Source organism: Pseudomonas sp. NFX15 (assembly GCF_049132105.1).
Classification (GTDB): domain Bacteria; phylum Pseudomonadota; class Gammaproteobacteria; order Pseudomonadales; family Pseudomonadaceae; genus Aquipseudomonas.
Genome location: NZ_JAFMPV010000008.1, coordinates 172,886 through 197,383, shown reverse-complemented (window position 1 = coordinate 197,383; position 24,498 = coordinate 172,886). Strand labels below are relative to the sequence as shown.

Genomic DNA, 24,498 nt, shown 5'->3' with positions numbered 1-24,498 from the left:
GCCAATAGGGTCCCGCCGCGCATGGATAAGACCTACCAGCCGCACGCCATTGAAACTTCCTGGTACAACACCTGGGAGTCAGAGAATTATTTCGCCCCGCAAGGCGCGGGCGACTCCTACACCATCATGATCCCGCCGCCGAACGTCACCGGCAGCTTGCACATGGGTCACGGCTTCAACAACGCGATCATGGACGCCCTGATCCGTTTCCGCCGCATGCAGGGTCGCAACACCCTGTGGCAGCCGGGCACCGACCACGCCGGTATCGCTACGCAGATGCTGGTGGAGCGTCAGCTCGAAGCCAAAGGCCAGAACCGTCACGATCTGGGTCGCGAGAAATTCCTCGAGAAAGTCTGGGAATGGAAAGATGAGTCCGGCGGCAACATCAGCCGTCAGATCCGTCGTCTCGGTTCGTCTGTAGATTGGAGCCGCGAGCGCTTCACCATGGACGACGGCCTCTCGGAAGCCGTGAAAGAAGCGTTCGTACGCCTGCACGAAGACGGCCTGATCTACCGCGGCAAGCGCCTGGTCAACTGGGACACCAAGCTGCATACAGCGATTTCCGACCTCGAAGTGGAAAACCACGACGAGAAAGGTTTCCTGTGGAACCTGAAGTACCCGCTGGCCGACGGCGCCAAGACCGCTGAAGGCAACGACTTCCTGATCGTCGCGACCACTCGCCCGGAAACCATGCTCGGCGACTCCGCCGTCGCGGTTAACCCGAACGATGAACGCTACAAAGCCCTGATCGGCAAATTTGTCGAGCTGCCACTGGTTGGCCGCCGCATCCCGATCATCGCCGACGATTACTGCGACCCTGAATTCGGCACCGGCTGCGTGAAGATCACCCCGGCCCACGACTTCAACGACTATGAAGTCGGCAAGCGCCACAACCTGCCGCTGCTGAACATCTTCGACAAGAACGCCGCTGTCCTGCCGGCCTGCCAGGTGTTCAACCTCGACGGCACGCTGAACGAAAGCATCGACGGCAAGATCCCGGCTGAATACGCCGGCCTTGACCGCTTCGAAGCGCGCAAGCAAATCGTCGCGGCATTCGACGCTGCCGGCTTGCTGGTCAGCGTCGACGATCATGGCCTGAAAGTGCCGAAAGGCGATCGCTCCGGCACCATTATCGAGCCTTGGTTGACCGATCAGTGGTACGTCTCCACCAAGCCATTGGCCGAGCCTGCGATAGCTGCCGTTGAAGACGGTCGCATCCAGTTCGTGCCGAAACAGTACGAAAACATGTACTTCTCGTGGATGCGCGACATCCAGGACTGGTGCATCAGCCGCCAGCTGTGGTGGGGCCACCGGATTCCGGCCTGGTACGATGAGTCGGGCAAAGTCTACGTCGGTCGCGACGAAGCCGAAGTGCGTACCAAGCACAACCTCGGCGCCGACGTATCGCTGCAACAGGACAACGACGTTCTCGACACTTGGTTCAGCTCGGGCCTATGGACGTTCTCTACCCTGGGCTGGCCGGAAAAAACCGAATTCCTGAAGAAATTCCACTCTACCGACGTGCTGGTGACTGGCTTCGATATCATTTTCTTCTGGGTTGCCCGGATGATCATGCTCACCATGCATTTGGTGAAAAACGAAGACGGCACGCCTCAGGTTCCGTTCAAGACCGTGTACGTGCACGGCCTGGTGCGCGATGGCCAGGGCCAGAAGATGTCCAAGTCCAAGGGCAACGTCCTGGACCCGCTGGACATCATCGACGGTATTGAGCTGGAAGAACTGGTGCAGAAACGCACCTCCGGCCTGATGCAGCCGAAACTGGCGAAGAAGATCGAAAAGCAGACCCGCGACGAGTTCGCCGAAGGCATCGCCAGCTACGGTACCGACGCCCTGCGCTTCACGTTCTGCTCGCTGGCGTCCACCGGTCGTGACATCAAGTTCGACATGGGCCGCGTCGAAGGCTATCGCAACTTCTGCAACAAGATCTGGAACGCGGCGCGCTACGTGCTGGACAAGGGCGAAGACTGCGGCCAGAACGGCGAAGCCTACGAGCTGTCCCTGGCGGATCGCTGGATCATCTCGCAGTTGCAGCGCACCGAAGCCGAAGTGACCCGTCAGCTCGACCAGTTCCGCTTCGACCTGGCCGCGCAAGCCCTGTATGAGTTTATCTGGAACCAGTATTGCGACTGGTACCTGGAACTGTCCAAGCCTGTGCTGTGGGACGAGAACGCGCCGGTCGAACGCCAGCGCGGCACCCGTCGCACCCTGGTTCGGGTGCTGGAAGTCGCCCTGCGCCTGGCGCACCCGTTCATGCCGTTCATCACCGAAGAAATCTGGCAGCGCATCGCGCCGCTGGCCGGTATCGAAGGCAAGACGATCATGCTGCAACCTTGGCCAGTGGCCAACGAAGAGCGCATCGATCCGGCCGCCGAAGACGACATCGAATGGCTCAAGGGGCTGATGCTCGGCACCCGTAACATTCGTGGCGAAATGAACATCGGCCCGGGTAAACCGCTGCCGCTGTTCCTGAAGAACGTCAGCGTCGAGGATCAGCGTCGCCTGACCGAGAACGAGGCCTTGCTGAAGAAGCTGGCGCGCCTGGAGTCGATCACCGTATTGGCGGCGGGTGAGGAAGCACCGCTGTCGGCCACCGCGCTGGTCGGCGAGATGGAAGTGCTGGTGCCAATGGCCGGCCTGATCGACAAAGGTGCGGAACTGGCGCGTCTGGACAAGGAAATCCAGCGTCTGCAAGGTGAAGTACAACGCGTCGGCGGCAAGCTGTCCAACGCCGGTTTCGTTGACAAGGCCCCGGCCGAAGTCATCGAGAAAGAACGCGCCAAACTGGCCGAAGCCGAACAGGCTTTGGGCAAGCTGGCCGAGCAGCATGCGCGGATTGCCAGCCTGTAACGGCAAATCGCAATCAACAAGGGAGGCCATTTGGGCCTCCCTTTTTTGTCCCCCGCTTTTTTGTAGGAGCTGGCTTGCCAGCGAATCGCCCGAATAATCACCGCCGACCTCAAGATCCCCTTCGCCGGCGAACCGGCGCCTACAAAAAGCCTGTTCAGCTACCGGGCGATAGATGTGGGACAATGGCCGCCACTTTCAGCCATACCCGAATCGAACACAGCCATGACCGCCCCCCGCACACCCAAACCTGCGCGCAAGAAGCCTGACTCCGCGACCCCGGCCAAAGCCGTGGAACCCCGCGAGAAGGCCAGCCTGCACCCGCGCAACCGCCACCAGGGTCGCTACGACTTCCCGGCGCTGATCAAAAGCACGCCGGAATTGAAGAAGTTCGTGATCATCAATCCCTACGGCAAGGAAAGTATCGACTTTGCCAGCCCGGATGCAGTCCGCGTGTTCAATCGGGCGCTGCTCAAGGCGTTCTATGGCATTCAACATTGGGACATCCCGGCGGACTACCTCTGCCCACCTGTACCGGGCCGAGCCGATTATGTGCACTTCCTGGCCGATTTGCTGGCCAGCATGAACGATGGCAAGGTCCCGCGCGGCGCAATTGTCAATGTGCTGGACATCGGCATGGGCGCCAACTGTGTTTATCCGCTGATCGGCAATAGCGAGTACCGCTGGCACTTCCTCGGCTCGGAGATCGACCCGACGGCCGTAGCTGCTGCCAGAGCCATCGTCCAGTCCAATGATCTGAATAAGGTTATCCAACTGCGCCAGCAGGAAAATCGAAAGCACATCCTGATCGGCCTGCTGGAGCCGGGCGAACGCTTTGACCTGACCATGTGCAACCCGCCGTTCCACGCTTCGCTGGAAGAAGCGACCAAGGGTAGTGAGCGCAAATGGCGCGCCCTGGGCCGTGCCGATCCGAAACGCAAACTGCCGGTGCTGAACTTCGGGGGCCAATCCGCCGAGCTGTGGTGTGAAGGTGGCGAGGCGCGCTTTGTGACACAACTGATCGCCGAGAGCGCGAACTTCCAACATAAAGTGCTGTGGTTCAGCACACTGGTATCGAAGGCGTCGAACCTGCCCGCCATCGAAACCGCCCTGAAGAAGGCCGGCGTGCTGGAAAGCCAAGTGGTGGAAATGTCTCAGGGGCAGAAACAGAGCCGCTTCGTCGCCTGGACCTTCCAAACCAAGTCCGAGCAGCAGATATGGCGCCGCGAGCGCTGGGTTCGTTAAGTTTCTACGAAACAGGCAGGCACAAAAAAACCGTGCCCGGATCGCTCCGGCGCACGGTTTTTTTTAACAAGTCTTACTTGTTAACAGCGTCGGTCAGGCCTTTGGCCACAACCAGCTTGATCACTTTCTTGGCAGCGATTTCGATGGCAGCGCCAGTCGAAGGGTTGCGGCCGGTACGGGCAGGGCGCTCAGTCACTTTCAGTTTGCCGATACCTGGCAGAGTGATTTCGCCGCCGTTTTCCAGCTGATCGGCAACGATTTGGCCCAGTTGGTCCAGAGCGTTACGCGCGGTGGTTTTCGGCGCGTCGATAGCTTCAGCGATGTCGGCGATCAGTTGGTCTTTAGTAAGAGCCATGTAGTGTTCCTTCCCTATCAAATTCATATGGATTGCAGAGTGCAATGTCAGCCATCGAGCCCGATCTTTTGGATCCGGCACCCTCGGCCAAATAACCGCGGGATCGGGGTTATAGATACCGAAATCAGGGTTTGGTTCGACCTGACAAATGCTGACTGCACGCTTAACGCAGTGACTTCGCGCAAGACCGGGCAAAGCTAGCACACAGACGTGGAAATATCCGCCTCTAGCTACCCATTTGGTCAGCTTTATTGCGCTAAAACAGGAAAAAAACGCATAAGCGCCGCCGGTCACCCCCGAATTACCCCACAACCCGCGCCAAAACCAATGGGTGCGGTACACTGAGCGCTTTTTCGGGGGAGCACGCCCTCCTCTCTTCATTCAGCCGAGAAGCCCATGCCGATCCGTCATTGCATCGTCCACCTGATCGACAAAAAACCCGACGGCACACCCGCAGTTCTCCACGCTCGTGACTCTGAACTGGCTGAGTCCGCCGCCATCGAGAACATGCTCGCCGACCTCAACGAAAGCTATAACGCCAAACAGGGTAAAGCCTGGGGCCTGTTCCATCCGGAATCCGGCGCGTTCCCGTTCAGCGGCTGGCTGAAGGAATACCTCGAGGGCGGCCAGGACTTCACCGCGTTCAGCCGCGTGGCGGTCGAACATCTGCAAAAGCTGATGGAGGAATCGAACCTGTCGGTCGGCGGCCACGTTCTGTTCGCCCACTATCAGCAAGGCATGACCGACTACCTGGCCATCGCCCTGCTGCACCACAGCGAAGGCGTGGCCGTGACCGACGAACTGGACGTGACCCCGTCCCGTCACCTGGACTTGGGCCAGTTGCACCTGGCGGCGCGGATCAACGTGTCCGAGTGGCAGAACAACAAGCAATCCAAGCAGTACATTTCGTTCATCAAAGGCAAGAACGGGAAAAAGGTTTCGGAGTATTTCCGCGACTTCATCGGCTGCCAGGAAGGGGTCGACGGCCCGGGTGAAACCCGCACGTTGCTCAAGGCCTTCAGTGACTTCGTTGAAAGTGAAGACCTGCCGGAAGACGATGCCCGCGAAAAGACCAAGACCCTGGTGGACTACGCCAGCAGCCAGGCCAAGCTTGGCGAGCCGATGGGTCTGGAAGAACTCTCGGGCCTGATTGACGAAGAACGTCCGAAGGCGTTCTACGATCACATTCGCAACAAGGATTACGGCCTGTCGCCGGAAATCCCGGCGGATAAACGCACCCTTAACCAGTTCCGCCGCTTCACCGGCCGCGCCGAAGGGCTGTCGATCAGTTTCGAAGCGCACTTGCTGGGCTCGAAGATCGAGTACGACGAAGAAGCCGGCACGCTGATCATCAAGGGCCTGCCGACCTCGCTCACCGATCAACTGAAGCGACGCAACTGATGCTCGGCGGCGTACTGAAGAAGGTCCTGCTGATCCTGCTGGTGGTCGTCGTTTACCAGAACTGGGGCAAGATCGAGCGGGTGTTCAATCCTTCGCAGGTGGTGTCCGAGCAGACGCAGGCCAAGGCCAATGTGGTGCTCTACGCCACCGAGTGGTGTGGGTATTGCAAACTGACCCGGCGCTTTCTCGATCAGAAAGGCATTCCGTACAAGGCGTTCGATATCGAGAAGGATGCGGTCGCGCGCAAGGACTATGAGGCGCTGGGTGGCGGCGGGATTCCGATCATTGATGTGAACGGCACGTTGATTCGTGGATATGACCCGGATGCGATTCTGGCTGCACTGAAATAATCCGGAACATCATTGCAAAATCCAAAGGCCCCTTCGCCGGCAAGCCGGCTCCTACAAGGGACCTTGGCTCCCCGCCTCCCCTTTAATTGGATGGCTAGCCAGCGAAGACGGTGGTTCAGCCGACAGATGCGATGACTGATACATCGCTTTCGCTGGCAAGCCAGCTCCTACAAGGGTTGCATCTACTGGGCTTCGATGCGAAAGCCCAATCGCGGGAAGTGCACATGCACCACGCCGCCACGTTCATCCTGGCGGCGTACGATCAACTCTTCGCTGCCGGCAAACAACAATTCCCCCGCCACCGGATCAACGCCGTAATCCGTGGCCGCAATCACTACGTGTTGCCCCGCCTTGAATCCATTGGGATCGACAAACTGCTCGTCCGGCAAGGCCGCCGGTGTGGACGTACGCGCCACTTCCAGCGCCTCTTCGGAACTCATCTCGCTAAACGCGCCATGGCCAAAGCCCAACACCCGTGCGTGCCACGCGCTCACCGCCGGATAAGCGTTGACCAGCGGTGCGGTCACCGGCGTGGCCTTGAGGAACCACAGGCAATGGGCCAGGGCGAAGTCGGCTATCGATGGCTCGCCGAACAGGAAGTCGCCGTCCTCGCGCTGCAACTGCTGCTCCAGCCGCGACATGAGGGTGGGCCATTGATGCTTGGCCTGCTCGGCGGACAACTTGGTCGCACTACCGCCACTGAACAATCCGGCGCGATCGGCGATGAACGCCTTGATCGCTTCGGGCGGCAAACTGCCGAAACGCACGGCAATTGATTCGGGCTGGAAGACCAGGCTCACCGCATGCTGGAACACCACTGAATCAGCCCAGGCAGCGAATGACGCAGCAACCATTTCCTGTCCTTGCGGGAAGAACGCCGGCAAGGCTTTTTCCTGCTCCAGGCGTCGGGCAATCAACGCGGTGTCGCAGTAAATATCGGCACCAATCTGCAGCACCGGCGTCTTGCGATAGCCACCGGTCAGCGCCGTGAGATCGGGTTTTGGCATCACCGGCGAGATCTTCACCGAACGCCAGGACAGGCCCTTGAAGCCCAGCAGCAAGCGGGCCTTTTCGGCAAAAGGGGACGTCGGGTAATGATGCAGGATCAACTCGGACATGCTCGGCTCCGCCGCAAGAATCAGGAGCCCGCAGCTTAGCGTGCAATCGGTTGGCAGCCTACCGATCTGCCTGATGGGAACTTATCAGTCAGAGTGATAAGCCAACAGCGGCACTCGCCACCAGGCATTCCTTGGCGCTCTTCTTGAGTTTTTTGATCAGCCGTTCCTGGCGCAGGGCATCGCCCTTATCGCGACAACGCTCGGTATAGACCAGTGCCATCGCCGGGCTGGACAGAAAGAACCGCGCACCCTTACCGCTTTGATGCTTGGCAAAACGGCGCACGGGATCGTCGCTGATTCCGCAATAAAGCGAACCGTTGGCCGCACGAACGAGGTAGACGAACCAGGGTTTGCTCGCGGGCATTTCGTCTTCGGCAAGGTTTTCGCTGAGGGTGTTCACGTCACGTTCAAGGCTTGTAGGAAAACAAGCCGCGATCTTATCAGCGACTGGCCTGGAATGCCTTCAACCCCTTCAACGCCTGGGCGCGAACGGCATTGCGCACCAGTGGCGACCAGCCCAGCAACAGGCCTTTGAAACCCAGTGCCTGACGCGACCAGGCCCACAGGTCGAAACGGTCGTGGTGCTCGCAAATCTTGCCGTCGCGAAAGACGAAGCGCGCCTGGATGTCGTTGATCACGATATTGCCAGTCTGGCTGAACAGGTACGTCGCGACCCAATGCGCGCCACCGCTGCGCTCGTCGACGCGGACATTATCGAAGGTCAGGGAAAAGTCCTTGGCCCGGGTGGTGAGCATGCGCCACATGTCGGCGGCATCGCGACCGCGCAGTTCGCCGAACGCCGGGTCACTGAACACCACGTCATCGGTGTAGCAAGCCGCCATGGCTTCGGCATCCAAGCGCTGGAAGGCCTGGTAGAAGCGGGTGATCACTGCGCTGTGGGCATCACTCATGGACAAGCTCCGTTCGATGGAAGAATGCCTGCACAATAATCTGCAAATGTGTTGAACACTATCGGCATTCGTACGCCGAATACCGACAGTGTCGGGCTTCAGACCTTTTCGCTTTCTACCTGTACGTAGAGCGCGCGACCGGCACCCAATCCCGCGATGATCGCGCCAGTACCAATGACCGCGAAGATCCAGCCAACGGCATTCCAGCCGCCGGTCCAGTCATGCACGATGCCGACCGCGAACGGCCCCATGGACGCCAGGGTGTAGCCGAAGCCTTGCGCCATGCTCGACAGGTTTGCCGCCACGTGGGAATCGCGCGAGCGCAGCACGATCAGGGTCAATGCCAGGCTGAACGTGGCCCCCTGCCCCAGGCCCAGCACAATCGCCCAGCCCCACAAACCTTCGATCGGTGCATACAGGCAACCGAACAAACCACCGAGGGTCAGCGCCATCACGATCACGATGGCCAGCCGCTGGTCCTTGCCGCGCGTCGCCAGCCACGGTGCTGCCAGTGAGCTGACCAACTGCACGATCACCGAACCGGACAGCACCAGCCCGGCCTGGGTCGGGGTCAGGCCACGGCCGATGAGGATCGACGGCAACCAGCCGAACACGATGTAGGCCAGCGACGATTGCAGGCCCATGTACAAGGTCACTTGCCAGGCCAGCGGATCACGCAGTAAGCCTCGCACGCGATAGGCGACGTTGTGGGTGCCGTGCTTCTGGCCGGTTTGCGGTAGCCAGAACAACGCCGCGGCCAGCGCCGGAATGACCCAGAAGCCGAGGCCCATGGCCCAGCTGTTGTCGAAGTGCTCGCTCAGCGGCACGGTCGAACCCGCCGCCATCGCCGCGCCCAGGCACAGCGCCATGGTGTAGACGCCGGTCATGGTCCCGGCCTGTTTCGGGAAATCACGCTTGACGATGCCCGGCAGCAACACGCCGATCACGCCGATGCTGGCACCCGCCAGAACGCTGCCAGCGAACAGGCCGATTTCGCCGAAGGAGCTGCGCAGAATGATCCCGCCGGCGAGGGTCAGCAGGATGCCGAGCACCACCCGTTCGGCGCCGAAACGCCGTGCCAGCAACGGTGCCAACGGCGCGAACAGGCCCAGACACAGCACCGGCAGCGTGGTCAGCAAACCGGCCTGAGAAGCCGACAAGCCAAGGGATTTCGACACTTCGCTGAGCATCGGCGCCATGCTCGACAGCGCCGGGCGCAGGTTCAGCGCCACCAGGATCAACCCCAGCAGCAACAGCCACGGCCGGCGCAGGACGGGGTGGGTTTGCTGCACCTGATCGTCATCGGCTTCGGCGTCGATCAGCAGCTCTTCGAGCTCGGCCGTGCGCTTGTACGGTGATGGTTCAAGGCTGGACATGTGGTTCTCGGTTTCACGGTTCATTGATCAACTGCCTCGACAGGGCTTTGGCCCGTTCCGGGTCGCGTTGTTCGACGGCATCGAGCAGCTCGATGTGCAAGTCGAACACTTCCTGGCGGCGGGGAGTGATGTTCAGGCAGTGGCGCAATTGGGCGCCGACCACGCTGGAGAAGTAGCGATATAACTCGCTGAGTGTGGGGTTGTGCGCGGCGTCCACCAGACGGCGGTGGAACACCAGGTCGCAAGCGATGTAGGTGTCGAGGTCGCCGTGGTAGTGGCTGCCGCTGACGCCGAGCGCTTCGCGCAAGGCGATCAGGTCTTCATCCGAGCGACGCAGGGCCGCCAGGCCGATGGCCTCGACTTCGAGGATATGCCGGGTTTCCCGCGCCTGTTCGCGCGAACAACTGGACAACGCCTTCAAGGTGTCCAGCGGATCGACCACCGCGCGCAGATAGCTGCCGTCGCCCTGGCGGATTTCGATGAGCCCGGAAAACGCCAACACGCGCATGGCTTCGCGCACGGTGTTGCGGCTGATGCCCAGTTCGGCGGACAGCTCGGGTTCGGTGGGCAGGCGCTGGCCGACGGCCCAGGTACCTTGGGTGATGCGCAGGCGCAATTGGTCCAGAGCCTGGTCGACCAGAGATCGTTTAACGAGTGGAGAAATGTCTGACATGGAATTCACCCTTTCATCCAATCATAGGATGAATTTTCTGACATGGTAGTCAGACCGCGTCCAACACACAACCCTCCAACGTGCTGCGCATTCCCTTTGTAGGAGCTGGCTTGCCAGCGAAGGCGGTGGTTCAGGCACCTGCGATGTTGAACAGGAGATTGCCTTCGCTGGCAAGCCAGCTCCTACAAGGAATGGTGGTGCATCAGGCAAAAATAAACCCGGAACGATGTCCGGGTTTATTTCAGTGCCTGGCTGGGATCAATGCAGGATCTGGCTCAGGAACAGTTTGGTGCGTTCATTCTGCGGGTTATCGAAGAAGTCGTTTGGCGCGGCCTGTTCGACGATTTCGCCCTTGTCCATGAAGATAACGCGGTTGGCCACGGTGCGGGCGAAGCCCATTTCGTGGGTCACGCAGAGCATGGTCATGCCGTCTTCAGCGAGGCCGATCATGGTGTCCAACACCTCTTTCACCATTTCCGGATCGAGGGCCGAGGTCGGTTCGTCGAACAGCATGATTTTCGGTTTCATGCACAGCGCACGGGCAATCGCCACACGCTGCTGTTGACCGCCGGACAACTGCCCCGGGAATTTATGCGCCTGCTCCGGAATGCGTACGCGCTCCAGATAATGCATGGCGATTTCCTCGGCCTTGCGCTTGGGCATCTTGCGCACCCACATCGGCGCCAGGGTGCAGTTCTGCAGGATGGTCAGGTGCGGGAACAGGTTGAAATGCTGGAACACCATGCCGACTTCACGGCGGATTGCTTCGATCTGTTTGAGGTCGTTGGTCAGTTCCACGCCATCGACCACGATGCGGCCCTGCTGGTGTTCTTCCAAGCGATTGAGGCAGCGGATGGTGGTGGACTTGCCCGAACCCGACGGGCCGCAGAGAACGATACGCTCGCCCTGCTTGACGTTGAGGTTGATGTCCTTGAGTACGTGAAACTGGCCGTACCATTTGTTCACGCCCTGCATCTGAATAATGCCTTCAGGGTTTGCAGGCTGCTTGATTGCTTCGCTCATCACAAAACTTCCTAAATTGGGTAGCGACTCAGCGCTTGTGGCCAGTGTCGAGCTTGCGTTCCAGATGCATGGAATAGCGCGACATACCAAAACAGAAAATCCAGAACACCAGGGCGGCGAACACATAGCCTTCGGTGGCCATGCCCAGCCATTTCGGATCGGCAGCCGCTTGCTTGACGCTGTTGAGCAGGTCGAACAAGCCGATGATGATCACAAGGCTGGTGTCCTTGAACAGTGCAATGAACGTGTTGACGATGCCGGGAATCACCAGCTTCAGGGCTTGCGGCAGAATTACCAGGCCCATGCTGCGCCAGTAACCCAGGCCCATCGCCGCGGCCGCTTCGTACTGACCTTTGGGAATCGCTTGCAGGCCACCGCGCACCACTTCGGCGACGTAGGCCGACTGGAACAGGATCACGCCGATCAGAGCCCGCAGCAGCTTGTCGAAGTTCATGCCTTCGGGCAGGAACAGCGGTAGCATCACCGAAGACATGAACAGCACCGTGATCAATGGCACGCCGCGCCAGAACTCGATGAAGGTCACGCAGACCACGCGAATCGCCGGCATGTTCGAACGACGACCCAATGCCAGGACAATCCCCAGCGGCAACGCCCCGGCAATGCCGACGGTGGCGATCACCAGGGTCAGCATCAGGCCGCCCCACTGGCTGGTCGAGACGTTGGTCAGGCCGAAGATGCCGCCATGTAACAGGAAGTAGGCAAAGATCGGGTACAGCACCAGGAAGCTCAGCCCGTACACCGCTTTATGGTGAAAGCGCGAGATGAACAACGGCGCCACGCCGACAATCGCCAGCCACACCGTCAGGTCCACGCGCCAGCGCAGTTCCGGCGGGTAGTAGCCGTACATGAACTGGCCGAAGCGCTGCTCGATGAACACCCAGCAGGCGCCAGCCTTGGTGCAGTCGGCGCGGGTCGTGCCGACCCAGTTGGCGTCGAGGATGGCCCAGTGCAGGATCGGCGGCACCACCAGGTAGATGAGGTAGAACGCAAACAGGGTCAGCAGGGTGTTGAGCCAACTGGAGAACATGTTCGCGCGCATCCACGCCACCACACCGATGCTACTGCTCGGTGGGGGCATGTCAGGTTTGAAAGTATGAGTGCTCATGCGCTTTTCCTTACCGCTCGATCAGCGCAATGCGCTTGTTGTACCAGTTCATCAGCAGGGAAATGCTGATACTGATCGCCAGGTACACACTCATGGTGATCGCAATCACCTCGATAGCCTGGCCGGTCTGGTTGAGCACGGTCCCGGCAAACAGCGAGACCATTTCCGGGTAGCCAATACCGGCCGCCAGCGAGGAGTTCTTCGCCAGGTTCAGGTATTGGCTGGTCAGCGGTGGAATGATCACGCGCAGGGCTTGCGGGATGATCACCTTGCGCAGGGTCGGACCGTTGCGAAGGCCCAGGGAATGCGCCGCTTCGGTCTGGCCGTGGCTGACCGACTTGATGCCCGAACGCACGATCTCGGCGATGAACGCCGCGGTGTACACGGTCAGGGCCAAGGTCAGCGCCAGCAGTTCCGGGATCAATACCCAGCCACCAACGAAGTTGAAGCCTTGCAGCTTCGGCAGCTCCCAGTGCAGCGGCGCGCCGAAGATCAACGCGCACAGCGCCGGGATCGCCAGGATCAACGCCAGGCCGGTCCAGAACTTATGGAACGGCACGCCGGTCGCTTCGAAGCGCTTGTTGGCCCAGCGGCTCATCATCACGATAGCCACGATGGCCACCACGACGCTGACCACGAACGGCCAGAAACCGTCCGCCATCTTCGCGGCCGGCATGTTCAGGCCACGGGCGCTGACAAAGAAGGTGTCACCGAAGTTGTGACTGTTGCGCGGCCCCGGCATGGTCAGGAATACCGCGAAGTACCAGAACAGGATCTGCAGCAGCGGTGGAATGTTACGGAAAACTTCCACATACACCGTTGCGAGCTTGGCGATGATCCAGTTCTTCGACAGCCGTGCCACGCCGACGATGAACCCCAGGAGTGTCGCCAGGATCACGCCGATGAACGTCACCAGCAAGGTGTTGAGCAGGCCGATGACAAACACCCGGGCGTACGTGTCCGATTCGGTGTAGTCGATCAGGTGTTGAGCGATGCCGAAACCGGCACTGCGCTCCAGAAAGCTGAAGCCCGAGGTAATGCCCCGGTGCTGAAGATTGGTCTGGGTGTTATCGAACAGATACCAGCCCATCGAGACCACCGCGACAATGGTGATGATCTGGAAAAGCCACGCGCGCACTTTTGGATCGCTGAGGCTGAGCCTCTGCTTTGGTGCGCCGATTGAATTTTGCATGAAGTGCCCCGCAAATAATGGAACAGAACATCACCCGGTGGTTGGCCCACCGGGTGATAGAACCATCAGCGCACTGGTGGTGCGTATTGAATGCCGCCAGCGTTCCACAGCGCGTTCAGGCCGCGGTCGATTTCCAGTGGAGTGCTCTTGCCGAGGTTTTTCTCGAACACTTCGCCGTAGTTACCCACTTGCTTGACGATCTGCACGACCCAGTCTTTCTTCACTTTCAGGTCTTTGCCGTACTCGCCATCGGTACCCAGCAGGCGGGCAACGTCAGGGTTCTTGGTGTCTTTGGCTTCAGCTTCGACGTTCTTCGAAGTGACGCCGGCCTCTTCGGCGTTGAGCATGGCGTAGCCAACCCAACGAACGATGGCCAGCCACTCGTCGTCGCCGTTACGCACGACCGGGCCCAGCGGCTCCTTGGAAATGGTTTCCGGCAGGACCACGTAGTCCTTCGGCGCCGCCAGCTTGCTGCGCTGGGCGAAGAGCTGGGATTTGTCGGAGGTCAGCACGTCGCAACGACCGGATTCCAGCGACTTGGCGCTTTCATCGGAGGTGTCGAAGGTGATCGGGGTGTATTTCAGGCCGTTGCCGCGGAAGTAGTCGGAAACGTTCAGCTCGGTGGTGGTACCGGCCTGGATGCAGATGGTTGCACCGTCCAGTTCCTTGGCGCTTTTCACGCCGAGCTTGTTGTTGACCAGAAAGCCGATGCCGTCGTAGTAGGTGATGAAGCCCGGGAATTTCAGGCCCATGCCGGCGTCACGCGAGCTGGTCATGGTGGTGTTGCGCGACAGGATGTCGATTTCGCCGGATTGCAGCGCGGTGAAGCGCTCCTTGGCGTTCAACTGGCTGAACTTGACCTTGGTCGCGTCGCCGAAGACGGCGGCGGCTACAGCACGGCAGTAGTCAGCGTCGATACCGACGATCTTGCCGGTGGAATCCGGAACCGAGAAGCCTGGTAAGCCATCGCTGACGCCACACTGCACGAAGCCTTTCTTCATCACTGCATCCAGGGTTGCGCCCGCCTGGGCAAACCCGCTGACACCGAGTACCGCGGCTGCGGTCACGATCGCCAGGGTGGATTTCAACATCTTCATTCAAACCTCCAGTTTTGCTCTTGTTGTGTCGGAGCGTGAGTCCTGTCGCACCCTTTTGAGGCGTAGTCGACCCGTGTTGGCTTGTTTTGGGGTCAACCGACGTAAGACGTTAGCTATGAGTCTAGTAGGAGAAAATCCACGTCATGGAAAACTCACTTTCACCAGTCGGCCGAAACGGGGCGGTAGCCCTCATCACGTTCGCTACGCCTGATGCGGCCATTGGCGAACATCCATCACCGGATTCATTGCTATCCCGCAGTCCGCAGTACACTGATAGTGTTACCGCCGGGCGCGAGATGGGTTGCACCGTTCTCCCATAGCAAAGCCCGTACCACACCGCTTGCGGAAGCGGTTCAGCCGCGGGTCAATAGCAAAACTTGTACGCTTGCGACATCTTCTTAACAGATCAACCAGACGCGCCCTCGCATCACGCACTGAATGAGCGCGCACGCACAACCTTGGAGCAGACATGACCGAGCCCCTGATTCTTCAACCCGTCAAGCCGGCAGACGCCTGCGTTATCTGGCTGCATGGCCTGGGCGCTGATCGCTATGACTTCCTGCCGGTGGCCGAAGCGCTGCAGGAAACCTTGCTGACCACCCGCTTCGTTCTGCCCCAGGCACCGCATCGCCCTGTCACTATCAACGGCGGCTACGAGATGGCGAGCTGGTACGACATTCTGACCATGAGCCCGGCGCGCGCGATCAACATCGGCCAACTGGAAGAGTCGGCCAACCGCGTCATTGAATTGATCGAAGCACAGCGAGCGAGCGGAATAGACGCCTCGCGGATTTTTCTGGCAGGTTTTTCCCAGGGTGGCGCCGTGGTGCTGCACACCGCCTTCCTGAAATGGCAGGGGCCGCTGGGTGGCGTACTCGCCCTCTCCACCTATGCGCCGACCTTCAATGAACAACTGCAGTTGTCTGCCAGCCAGCAACGCATTGCAGTGCTGTTCATGCACGGCCAGTACGACAACGTGGTGCAAAACTCCATGGGCCGCAGTGCCTACGAGCACCTGAAGGGCCATGGTGTCACCGTGACATGGCAGGAATACCCAATGGAGCACGAAGTGTTACCCGAGGAAATTCGCGACATCGGCACTTGGCTCATCGAGCGCTTGCGTTAGGCATTTGCGTTTAAAAGCACCCTTTGATCATCCCACTACGCCGCGCCCGATTCTTGCATTACACTGGCCGGCGTACATTCCTTAACCAATTGATGAGATGACCGTGCTCAAAGCACTCAAGAAAATGTTCGGTAAAAGCGAGACTGAGCAACTCGCGCCAGTCCCAAGCGCTGCGTCTCACGCTCCCGGCCACCGCCCTGACGGCATCGAGCCTGAACGAGCCACCCCCACTGCGGCCCCCCGGCATGAGCCCAAGCCCGCAAAAGCAGCCCAGCCTGCGGCAGTGGCTGCCCCGGAACAACCGCACAGCGAAACGCCGAAACCTGACAAACCGCGCCGCGAACCCAAGCCCAAGGCGCCGGTCATCCCCTGGAAACTCGAAGACTTCGTCGTCGAACCCCAGGAAGGCAAAACCCGCTTCCACGATTTCAAACTCGCCCCGGAACTGATGCACGCCATCCAGGACCTCGGCTTCCCGTATTGCACGCCGATCCAGGCCCAGGTGCTGGGTTTCACCCTCGCCGGCAAAGACGCCATTGGCCGCGCCCAGACCGGTACTGGCAAAACTGCCGCGTTCCTGATCTCGATCATCACCCAGCTGTTGCAAACCCCGCCGCCGAAAGAACGCTACATGGGTGAGCCACGGGCACTGATCATTGCGCCGACCCGCGAACTGGTGGTGCAGATCGCCAAGGACGCCGCCGATCTGACCAAATACACCGGCCTCAACGTCATGACCTTTGTCGGTGGCATGGACTTCGACAAGCAACTCAAGCACCTCGAAGCCCGTCATTGCGACATCCTCGTGGCCACGCCGGGCCGCCTGCTGGACTTCAACCAGCGCGGCGACGTGCACCTGGACATGGTCGAAGTGATGGTGCTGGACGAAGCCGACCGCATGCTCGACATGGGCTTCATCCCGCAAGTGCGCCAGATCATCCGCCAGACGCCGCCGAAGGCCGAGCGCCAGACGCTGCTGTTCTCCGCGACCTTCACCGAAGACGTGATGAACCTGGCCAAGCAATGGACCACCGACCCGTCGATCGTCGAGATCGAGTCGCAGAACGTGGCCAACGAAAATGTCGAGCAGCACATCTACGCGGTGGCCGCGGCCGACAAGTACAAACTGCTCTTCAACCTGGTCAACGACAACGGTTGGGAGCGGGTCATCGTGTTCGCCAACCGCAAGGATGAAGTGCGGCGCATAGAAGAACGCCTGGTGCGTGATGGCATCAACGCCGCGCAACTGTCCGGCGACGTGCCGCAGCACAAGCGCATCAAGACCCTGGAAGGTTTCCGCGAAGGCAAGATCCGTGTCCTGGTCGCCACCGACGTGGCCGGTCGCGGCATCCACATCGATGGCATCAGCCACGTGATCAACTTCACGCTGCCGGAAGTGCCGGACGACTACGTACACCGCATCGGTCGTACCGGTCGCGCGGGCGCGGACGGTGTGTCGATCAGCTTTGCCGGTGAAGACGACTCGTACCAGCTGCCGTCCATCGAGGAAAAACTGGGACGCAAGATCAGCTGTGAAACGCCACCAACGCATCTGTTGCGGGCGGTTGAGCGTAAGCGTTCGCAATAAGCACCATTGAAATGAAAAGCGCAGCCGGCAACGGACTGCGCTTTTTTTTCGCTCGGATGTTGCCGACAGAAACTAAAAGTCCATAATGGACAAATTAGTTTACTTCGCACATCGGAGCCAAGCATGCCCAATACCCCGCAAGTGATTACCCAAGACCAGGCTCGCGAGCTGCTGGCACAGGTCGATGTGCCGCAGATCATGCGCAAACTGTTCCGCGACCTGGCGGCCGGGCAAGCCGTACAACCGGCGCAGCAAGGGGTGGAATTTCCACAGGGTGCCGGCGACTTCATCAACTACCTGGGCGTACTGGCTGAAGACGGCGTGTACGGCATCAAGACTTCGCCGTACATCGTGCGTGAACAGGGACCGTTGGTGACAGCGTGGACGCTGTTGATGTCGATGCAAACCGGCCAACCGCTGTTGCTTTGCGATGCCGGCGAACTGACCACGGCACGCACCGCCGCAACCACCGCCGTGGCCGTCGATGCCCTCGCGCCTATCCATGCGAGTCGCCTGGCCATTATCGGCAGTGGCAAAGTGGCTCAGGCGCACCTGCATTACGTGAAAGGCCTGCGCGACTGGCAAAGCATCAGCCTGTACGCGCCGAACCTGAGCGATGATGTTGAAACCGCGAGCCTGCTGAAAACCATCGAGCCGCGTGTGAACATCGTCGACAGTCGCGAAACCGCCGTTCAGGACGCCGATGTGATCATGCTCTGCACTTCGTCTGCCAGACCGGTGATAGATCCTGCGCAATTGAGCAAACCGGCGCTGATCACCTCCATCAGCACCAACGCGCCGCGTGCCCACGAAGTCCCGCCGCAGAGCCTCAACGACATGCAGGTATTCTGCGACTATCGCCTGACCACCCCGGGCTCGGCTGGTGAAATGTTGATTGCTGCCGAACAGCACGGTTGGGACAGCAGCGTGATTGCCGGCGACCTGCCGGACCTGGTCAGCGCAAAAGTGCAGCGTCCGGCGTACGACCGCCACGTGTTCTTCCGCTCCATCGGCCTGGGTCTGGAAGACATTGCGCTGGCCAATGCGATCTACCACCTGCTTCCCTAACACCACAAATGCTGTAGGAGCTGGCTTGCCAGCGATGCAGACGCTGCGGTCTATCAGACAAACCGCGGTGATGCGTTCGCCGGCAAGCCGGCTCCGACAGGAATCATCAATACCAGGAGACGTTCATGAGCCAGGCAGACTTCATCATCATCGGCGGCGGAATTGCCGGGGCTTCCACCGGTTTCTGGCTGTCGCAGCACGGCCGTGTGATCGTGCTCGAACGCGAATCCCATCCGGCCTATCACTCCACCGGACGTTCGGCGGCGCTGTTCACTGCCGCCTATGGCACGCCACAAGTGCGAGCGCTGACCCAAGCCAGCCGCGACTTCTTCGACAACCCGCCGAGCGGCTTCTGCGAACACCCGCTGCTGACCCCGCGCGGCGAAATGACCGTGGACCTGACCGGTGACCCGGACGAACTCCAAAGGCAATACCAGAGTGCAAAAACCACCGTGCCAGAGATGCAATGGCTCAATGCCGACGAAGCCTGCGCCTTGATGCCGATCCTGCGCCGGGAAAAGGTCCACGGCGCGATCTACGACCCGACCGCCAGCGACATCGACACCGATGCGCTGCACCAGGGCTATCTGCGCGGTATCCGTCGCAACCAGGGTGAAGTGCACACCGACAGCGAAGTCGTCAGCCTGAGCCGCGATAACCAAGGCACCTGGCACGTGCAGACCGGTAGCCAGACCTTCAGCGCGCCAATCATTATCAACGCCGCCGGCGCCTGGGCCGACAAGCTCGGCGAGTTGGCCGGTGCCAAGCCGCTGGGCCTGCAACCGAAACGCCGTGCCGCGTTCATCTTCGCCGGCCCTGAAGGCGTGGATATACACCACTGGCCAATGCTGGTCAGCCTCGACGAGTCCTTCTACATGAAGCCCGACGCCGGGATGTTCCTCGGCTCGCCGGCCAACGCCGACCCGGTGGAACCCCATGACGTGCAGCCCGAGGAGCTGGACATCGCCATGGGCATCTACCAGATCGAAGAAGCTACGACCCTGACCATTCGCCGCCCAACCCGTACCTGGGCCGGCTTGCGCAGCTTCGTCAGCGACGGCGACTTGCTGTCCGGTTTCGATCCACAGGTGCCGGGGCTGTTCTGGGTCGCGGCGCAAGGCGGTTATGGCATCCAGACGTCGCCGGCCATGGGCCAGGCCAGCGCAGCATTGGTACGCGGCGTCGCCCTGCCCGAAGCGCTGGGCCGTTTTGGCCTGAATGCCGACATGCTGTCCCCTGCCCGCCTCGGCTGACCCTGATCGTCAGGTGACGTGCCCCCACGATTACGGCACACTTTCAGCGCCCCTTTGATGGGGCGCTGACGCTGCCTGGAGCCCCACTCAATGAACGCCCCCGAAAAAGACTTGGCACTGGACGACACGTCCCTGGATAACTTCCACGCGATCGCCGACGCCATCGCCACGTTGTTTTTCCCCCACGCCGAAGTGGTGCTGCACGACCTGCGCACGCAAAAGGTCGACTACATCGCCAACAACCTGTCCAAGCGGGAGATCGGCGACGACTCGGCGCTCGATGACATGCTCAGCGAAGACGTCAGCGAACGAAACATCGGGCCGTACGAAAAGCTCAACTGGGATGGTCAGAAGATTCGCAGCCTGAGCACCGTGCTGCGCGACAGCGAAGAGCATCCGCTGGCGGTGCTGTGCATCAACCTGAATATTTCGCTGTTCGAGAATGCCAAGGCCGCGCTGGACCTGTTCCTGTCGCCGAGCAAGCTGATCCCGCAACCCGATTCACTGTTTCGCGATGACTGGCAGGAGCGGATCAACACCTTCCTCCACGCCTGGCTGCGCGAACGCCAACTGAGCCTGAACCTGCTGACCCGCGACCATAAGCGTGAGCTGGTGCTGGCGCTGCACGCCGAAGGCGCGTTCAAGGGCAAGAGTGCATCGAACTACGTGGCCAATGTACTGAACATGGGGCGGGCGACGGTGTACAAGCATTTGAAGGAATTGAAGGGTTAAGCACTGAGATTTGTATTGCTTGATCTGGCCTCTTCGCGAGCAAGCCCGCTCCCACACTGGATCTTCGTCTTTTGGAGATCAAGTGTGGGAGCGGGCTTGCTCGCGAAAGCGGACTATCAGTCGCCGTAGATGTCGGACTTGAAGTACTTGTCGGAAATCTTCTGGTACTCACCACTGGCACGAATGCCATCAATGGCCGTGTTCAGCTCGCTGACCAGCTCGGCATTGCCCTTGCGCACCGCAATCCCGGCACCTTCGCCCACATACTTCGGATCTTTCAGCTCCGGCCCGACAAAGGCATAACCCTGGCCACGGGGCATCGACAGGAAGTCATTGAGCGGAATGGTGTCGGCAAAAATCGCATCGAGGCGACCGGCTGCCAGGTCCATGTAGATTTCTTCGTTGTTGCTGTAGCGCTTGACGTTGATGCCCTTGGGCTCGAACACCTCAGTGGCATAACGGTCGGTGGTGGTGGCGCGCTGCACGCCGACGGTCTTGCCCTTGAGGCTCGCGTACTGGTCATCCACCACCGCGCCGTCCTTCATCACCAGGCGCGACGAGGTGAAATAGTACTTGTGGGTGAAGTCCACCGACTTCTTGCGGTCCTCGTTGATGGTCATGGACGACAGCGCCATGTCGATTTTCTTCACCTTCAGGGAAGGAATCAGACCGTCGAACTCACCTTCGACCCACACACACTTGGTCTTCATCTGTGCGCACAGGGCATTGCCGATGTCATAGTCGAAACCGACGATTTCGCCTTTGTCGGTTTTCGAGGCGAACGGTGGGTAGGCGGCTTCGATGCCGATGCGCAGGGTTTTCTCGGCGGCGAACACAGCGCTGCACGCCAACAGGCTCAGGGCCAGACCGGTGATGAGGGGGAACTTCTTCATGTTCGTTTTCTCGCGGTTGTTGTTGGTTTGGCAAGACAGAAGAAAAAGCTGAAGCGGGGCGGGAGCCTTTTTTTGTACTTATAATTCCATCTTGGACTTTTATGTATTATCCGTCAATCAGGCAAATGTGGCCCGTGCCGGCCAATGGTCGGGTGGAGAATCAGCAGGATTTTTTGTGGTGCAGAAGACGCCATCGCGAGCAGGCTCGCTCCTACATTTGAACTGTGAACACAGATCTACTGTAGGAGCGAGCCTGCTCGCGATGGGTTAATCAGAGACACAACTGAAACTACTGCTTCCAGCGATCCGCCGCCGCATGATCACTGTCACGCCCCTCGACCCAACGCGGTCCGTCACTGGTGATTTCTTTCTTCCAGAACGGCGCGCGGGTTTTCAGGTAGTCCATGACAAAGGCGCAGGCGTCGAATGCCGCCTGACGATGGGCGCTGGCGGCGCCGACGAAGACAATCGGCTCACCCGGCTCCAGGGCGCCGATGCGATGCAACACTTCCAGCTTGAGCAGCGGCCAGCGCTGCTCGGCCTCGACGGCGATCTTGCCCAAGGCTTTTTCAGTCATGCCCGGGTAGTGCTCAAGGAACATCCCGGCCACATCGAGGCCGTCATTGAAGTCGCGCACGTAGCCCACAAAACTCACCACCGCACCGACACCGACATTGGCGTCGTGCATGGCGTTGACCTCGGCTCCCGGGTCGAACGCCGTGGCCTGCACGCGAATCGCCATGCCTCAGCCTCCGGTCACGGTCGGGAAGAACGCCACTTCATCGCCGTCGCTGACCAGCTCGTCGAGCTGGCACAGGTCTTCGTTGCGGGCGCACATCAGGTTCTGCTCGCTCAACACCTCGGCTCCGTCACGCTGGGCCAACAATGCTCGCACGTCGTCGACGGTGGCGAAGTTGCCTTCAACCTTCACCGAGTCCACACCCAGTGCTTCACGATAACGGGCGAAAAACTTCACTGTGATGTTCATGGCTGTTCCGCCTGGAAATGCCCGCTCTTGCCACCGACCTTCTCCAGCAGGCGCACGCTTTCGATGGTCATGCCACGGTCCACGGCCTTGCACATGTCGTAGATGGTCAGCGCGGCGACGCTGGCGGCGGTCAGCGCTTCCATCTCGACGCCGGTCTGCCCGGACAGTTTGCAGCGAGCCACGATGCGCACGGTGTTGTCGCCTTCGGCACTGATCTCGACCTTGACGCCGGTCAGCATCAGCGGATGGCACAAGGGAATCAGGTCACTGGTTTTCTTCGCCGCCTGGATGCCGGCTATGCGCGCCACGGCAAACACATCGCCCTTGGGGTGGCCGCCGCTGACGATCATCTGCAGGGTTTCGGGCAGCATGCGCACCAGCGCTTGGGCGGTCGCCTCACGGAACGTCACGGCTTTTTCGGTGACGTCGACCATGTTGGCGCGACCTTGGGAATCGAGATGAGTCAGCACGGGATTACTCCTGATCAGGAGCGTCGATTGTAAACCTGCGGGTCAATTTTTCGCACGCCTGATTATCGGACGCACCACAACTTGTAGGAGCTGGCTTGCCAGCGAAGACGGCCTTGAATTCAATGCATGCCTCAAAGCAGCCTTCGCCGGCAAGCCGGCTCCTACAGGGTTATATGTACGGCAAAAAAAAACCGGGCGACCCGTAAAGGCCGCCCGGTTTCGATGAGTCGATTACAAATGCGTTTCGGCGTATTCGGCCAGGATCGAACGTGGCACCCCTTGCAGGGTGATGTGCACCCCGTTCGGGAAGTCCTTGAAGCGTTCAGTGAGGTAGGTCAGCCCGGAGCTGGTCGCGGACAGGTAAGGGGTGTCGATCTGCGCCAGGTTGCCCAGGCACACCACTTTGGAACCGGCGCCGGCACGGGTGATGATGGTTTTCATCTGGTGCGGCGTGAGGTTCTGGCATTCGTCGATCAAAATCAGGCTTTGCTGGAAACTGCGGCCCCGGATGTAGTTGAGGGATTTGAACTGCAACGGCACTTTGCTGAGGATGTAGTCGACGCTGCCGTGGGTGCTTTCGTCGTCCATGTGCAAGGCTTCGAGGTTGTCGGTGATGGCGCCCAGCCAGGGCTCCATTTTCTCCGCCTCGGTGCCGGGCAGGAAGCCGATTTCCTGGTCCAGGCCCTGCACGCTGCGGGTGGCGATGATGCGGCGATAGCGTTTGCTGACCATCGTCTGCTCGATCGCAGCGGCCAGCGCCAGGATGGTTTTACCGGAACCGGCGGCACCCGACAGGTTGACCAGGTGGATGTCCGGATCGAGCAAGGCATACAGCGCCAGGCTTTGGTAGATATCACGCGGTTTCAGGCCCCAGGCTTCCTGGTGCAGCAGCGGTTCCTGGTGCAGGTCGAGGATCAGCAAGCGGTCTTCGTCGATCTCCTTGATCCAGCCGACAAAACCCTGCTCATCAATAATGAATTCGTTGATGTGCACTGCCGGCAAGTTGTCGATCAATTGCACCTGGTGCCAGGTGCGGCCATGGTCCTGACGGGTTTCGACCTTGCTCACGCGGTCCCAGAACGAGCCGGTCATGTTGTGGTAGCCATTGGGCAGCAAGGACACGTCATCAACCAGTTGGTCGGTGCTGTAGTCTTCGGCCGCGATCCCGCAGGCGCGCGCCTTGAGGCGCATGTTGATGTCTTTGGTCACCAGCACCACGGGCTTCTTGGGGTCGCGTGCGTGCAGGTCGATCAGCTGGTTGATGATTTTGTTGTCGTTCAGGTGCTCGGGCAGAATCAGGTTCGGCTCGGCATGCTTGCTCATCAGAATTGACAGCAAGCCCTTGGGCCCGCTCTTGCCTCGCTGGATCGGCACGCCCTGCTCGACGTCCTCGGGTGAGGCATCGCCCAGGGTCTTGTCGATCAGGCGGATGGCCTGGCGGCATTCGGCGGCAACGCTGTGATGCCCGCTCTTGAGCTTGTCGAGCTCTTCAAGCACGGTCATCGGGATCGCGACGTGGTGTTCTTCGAAGTTAAGCAGCGCGTTTGGATCGTGAATCAATACGTTGGTATCGAGTACATAAAGGATTGGCTGGTTGGAAGAAGAGCTACGTCCGTGATCATCCATACTCGGTCACCTTTGTGGGAGC

24 protein-coding genes are annotated in these 24,498 nt (G+C 60.1%); 9 read left to right on the top strand and 15 right to left on the bottom strand.

The window, feature by feature from the left end; translation table 11 throughout:
* The first annotated feature begins 21 nt into the window (after positions 1-21).
* Together J1D76_RS11825 and rlmF are read left to right on the top strand one after the other, a co-directional pair.
* Positions 22-2,868, top strand: coding sequence for a valine--tRNA ligase (locus J1D76_RS11825; RefSeq protein ID WP_421138491.1), 2,847 nt, complete (start codon positions 22-24; stop codon positions 2,866-2,868).
* A gap of 222 nt (positions 2,869-3,090) precedes the next feature.
* Positions 3,091-4,110 carry a 23S rRNA (adenine(1618)-N(6))-methyltransferase RlmF gene (gene rlmF, locus J1D76_RS11820; protein ID WP_421138490.1) on the top strand — a complete coding sequence of 340 codons (1,020 nt, stop codon included), beginning with the start codon at positions 3,091-3,093 and terminating at the stop codon, positions 4,108-4,110.
* Positions 4,111-4,183: 73 nt separating this feature from the next.
* Here the strand turns inward: rlmF and J1D76_RS11815 are convergent, their stop codons facing one another.
* Positions 4,184-4,465 carry an HU family DNA-binding protein gene (locus J1D76_RS11815; protein WP_007905514.1) on the bottom strand — a complete coding sequence of 94 codons (282 nt, stop codon included), beginning with the start codon at positions 4,463-4,465 and terminating at the stop codon, positions 4,184-4,186.
* A gap of 396 nt (positions 4,466-4,861) precedes the next feature.
* On the opposite strand from J1D76_RS11815, the gene yejK reads away from it, so the two are divergent.
* Together yejK and J1D76_RS11805 are read left to right on the top strand one after the other, a co-directional pair.
* Positions 4,862-5,866: a nucleoid-associated protein YejK gene (gene yejK, locus J1D76_RS11810; protein WP_008018580.1), complete on the top strand. Its 1,005-nt coding sequence runs from the start codon at positions 4,862-4,864 to the stop codon at positions 5,864-5,866.
* On the top strand, positions 5,866-6,216 hold the full coding sequence (locus tag J1D76_RS11805; protein ID WP_421138489.1) for a glutaredoxin family protein: 351 nt from the start codon (positions 5,866-5,868) through the stop codon (positions 6,214-6,216). Before yejK ends, J1D76_RS11805 begins: the two co-directional genes overlap by 1 nt.
* 182 nt (positions 6,217-6,398) lie before the next feature.
* Here J1D76_RS11805 and J1D76_RS11800 read toward each other — a convergent pair whose 3' ends face one another.
* The 9 genes from J1D76_RS11800 to J1D76_RS11760 all read right to left on the bottom strand — a co-directional run bounded on the left by J1D76_RS11800 (position 6,399) and on the right by J1D76_RS11760 (position 14,732).
* Entirely contained in the window at positions 6,399-7,334 is a 936-nt protein-coding gene (locus J1D76_RS11800) for a glutathione S-transferase family protein (protein ID WP_421138488.1), read from the bottom strand.
* 88 nt (positions 7,335-7,422) lie between these two features.
* A complete protein-coding gene (locus J1D76_RS11795) occupies positions 7,423-7,698 on the bottom strand; it encodes a GIY-YIG nuclease family protein (protein WP_421138514.1) in 276 nt (91 codons plus the stop codon).
* Positions 7,699-7,774: 76 nt separating this feature from the next.
* Entirely contained in the window at positions 7,775-8,245 is a 471-nt protein-coding gene (locus J1D76_RS11790) for a nuclear transport factor 2 family protein (RefSeq protein ID WP_421138487.1), read from the bottom strand.
* Between the two features lie 98 nt (positions 8,246-8,343).
* Positions 8,344-9,645, bottom strand: coding sequence for a CynX/NimT family MFS transporter (locus J1D76_RS11785; RefSeq protein WP_421138486.1), 1,302 nt, complete (start codon positions 9,643-9,645; stop codon positions 8,344-8,346).
* Positions 9,635-10,294 (bottom strand): FadR/GntR family transcriptional regulator, encoded by a 660-nt coding sequence (locus tag J1D76_RS11780; RefSeq protein ID WP_421138485.1) that lies wholly within the window; start codon positions 10,292-10,294, stop codon positions 9,635-9,637. Before J1D76_RS11780 ends, J1D76_RS11785 begins: the two co-directional genes overlap by 11 nt.
* Positions 10,295-10,552: 258 nt before the next feature.
* Entirely contained in the window at positions 10,553-11,317 is a 765-nt protein-coding gene (locus J1D76_RS11775; RefSeq protein WP_421138484.1) for an amino acid ABC transporter ATP-binding protein, read from the bottom strand.
* A 28-nt stretch (positions 11,318-11,345) separates the two neighbouring features.
* On the bottom strand, positions 11,346-12,443 hold the full coding sequence (locus J1D76_RS11770; protein ID WP_421138483.1) for an amino acid ABC transporter permease: 1,098 nt from the start codon (positions 12,441-12,443) through the stop codon (positions 11,346-11,348).
* A gap of 10 nt (positions 12,444-12,453) precedes the next feature.
* Positions 12,454-13,635, bottom strand: a complete 1,182-nt coding sequence (locus J1D76_RS11765) for an amino acid ABC transporter permease (RefSeq protein WP_421138482.1) — start codon at positions 13,633-13,635, stop codon at positions 12,454-12,456.
* A 65-nt stretch (positions 13,636-13,700) separates the two neighbouring features.
* Complete coding sequence (locus J1D76_RS11760) at positions 13,701-14,732, bottom strand: amino acid ABC transporter substrate-binding protein (RefSeq protein ID WP_421138481.1); 1,032 nt, start codon at positions 14,730-14,732, stop codon at positions 13,701-13,703.
* A 469-nt stretch (positions 14,733-15,201) separates the two neighbouring features.
* On the opposite strand from J1D76_RS11760, the gene J1D76_RS11755 reads away from it, so the two are divergent.
* The 5 genes from J1D76_RS11755 (at position 15,202) to J1D76_RS11735 (ending at position 20,499) form a co-directional block, all read left to right on the top strand.
* Positions 15,202-15,858, top strand: a complete 657-nt coding sequence (locus tag J1D76_RS11755) for an alpha/beta hydrolase (RefSeq protein WP_421138480.1) — start codon at positions 15,202-15,204, stop codon at positions 15,856-15,858.
* Positions 15,859-15,955: 97 nt separating this feature from the next.
* Complete coding sequence (gene rhlB / locus J1D76_RS11750; protein WP_421138479.1) at positions 15,956-17,446, top strand: ATP-dependent RNA helicase RhlB; 1,491 nt, start codon at positions 15,956-15,958, stop codon at positions 17,444-17,446.
* A gap of 123 nt (positions 17,447-17,569) precedes the next feature.
* Complete coding sequence (locus J1D76_RS11745) at positions 17,570-18,514, top strand: ornithine cyclodeaminase family protein (protein WP_421138478.1); 945 nt, start codon at positions 17,570-17,572, stop codon at positions 18,512-18,514.
* 125 nt (positions 18,515-18,639) lie between these two features.
* The gene (locus tag J1D76_RS11740) at positions 18,640-19,767 is read left to right on the top strand and encodes an NAD(P)/FAD-dependent oxidoreductase (RefSeq protein WP_421138477.1); all 1,128 of its coding nucleotides are present in this window, start codon (positions 18,640-18,642) and stop codon (positions 19,765-19,767) included.
* A 90-nt stretch (positions 19,768-19,857) separates the two neighbouring features.
* Positions 19,858-20,499, top strand: coding sequence for a helix-turn-helix transcriptional regulator (locus J1D76_RS11735; protein WP_421138476.1), 642 nt, complete (start codon positions 19,858-19,860; stop codon positions 20,497-20,499).
* Positions 20,500-20,615: 116 nt separating this feature from the next.
* On the opposite strand, the gene J1D76_RS11730 is transcribed toward J1D76_RS11735, so the two are convergent.
* The 5 genes from J1D76_RS11730 to J1D76_RS11710 form a co-directional block, all read right to left on the bottom strand.
* A complete protein-coding gene (locus J1D76_RS11730) occupies positions 20,616-21,392 on the bottom strand; it encodes an ABC transporter substrate-binding protein (protein WP_421138475.1) in 777 nt (258 codons plus the stop codon).
* A 289-nt stretch (positions 21,393-21,681) separates the two neighbouring features.
* Positions 21,682-22,134 (bottom strand): molybdopterin synthase catalytic subunit MoaE, encoded by a 453-nt coding sequence (moaE, locus tag J1D76_RS11725; protein ID WP_421138474.1) that lies wholly within the window; start codon positions 22,132-22,134, stop codon positions 21,682-21,684.
* Between the two features lie 3 nt (positions 22,135-22,137).
* Complete coding sequence (gene moaD, locus J1D76_RS11720) at positions 22,138-22,380, bottom strand: molybdopterin converting factor subunit 1 (RefSeq protein ID WP_421138473.1); 243 nt, start codon at positions 22,378-22,380, stop codon at positions 22,138-22,140.
* Positions 22,377-22,850, bottom strand: a complete 474-nt coding sequence (gene moaC, locus J1D76_RS11715) for a cyclic pyranopterin monophosphate synthase MoaC (RefSeq protein WP_421138472.1) — start codon at positions 22,848-22,850, stop codon at positions 22,377-22,379. The genes moaD and moaC overlap by 4 nt, the downstream gene beginning before the upstream one ends.
* Before the next feature lie 231 nt (positions 22,851-23,081).
* Positions 23,082-24,476: a PhoH family protein gene (locus tag J1D76_RS11710; RefSeq protein WP_421138471.1), complete on the bottom strand. Its 1,395-nt coding sequence runs from the start codon at positions 24,474-24,476 to the stop codon at positions 23,082-23,084.
* Between the last annotated feature and the right edge of the window lie 22 nt (positions 24,477-24,498).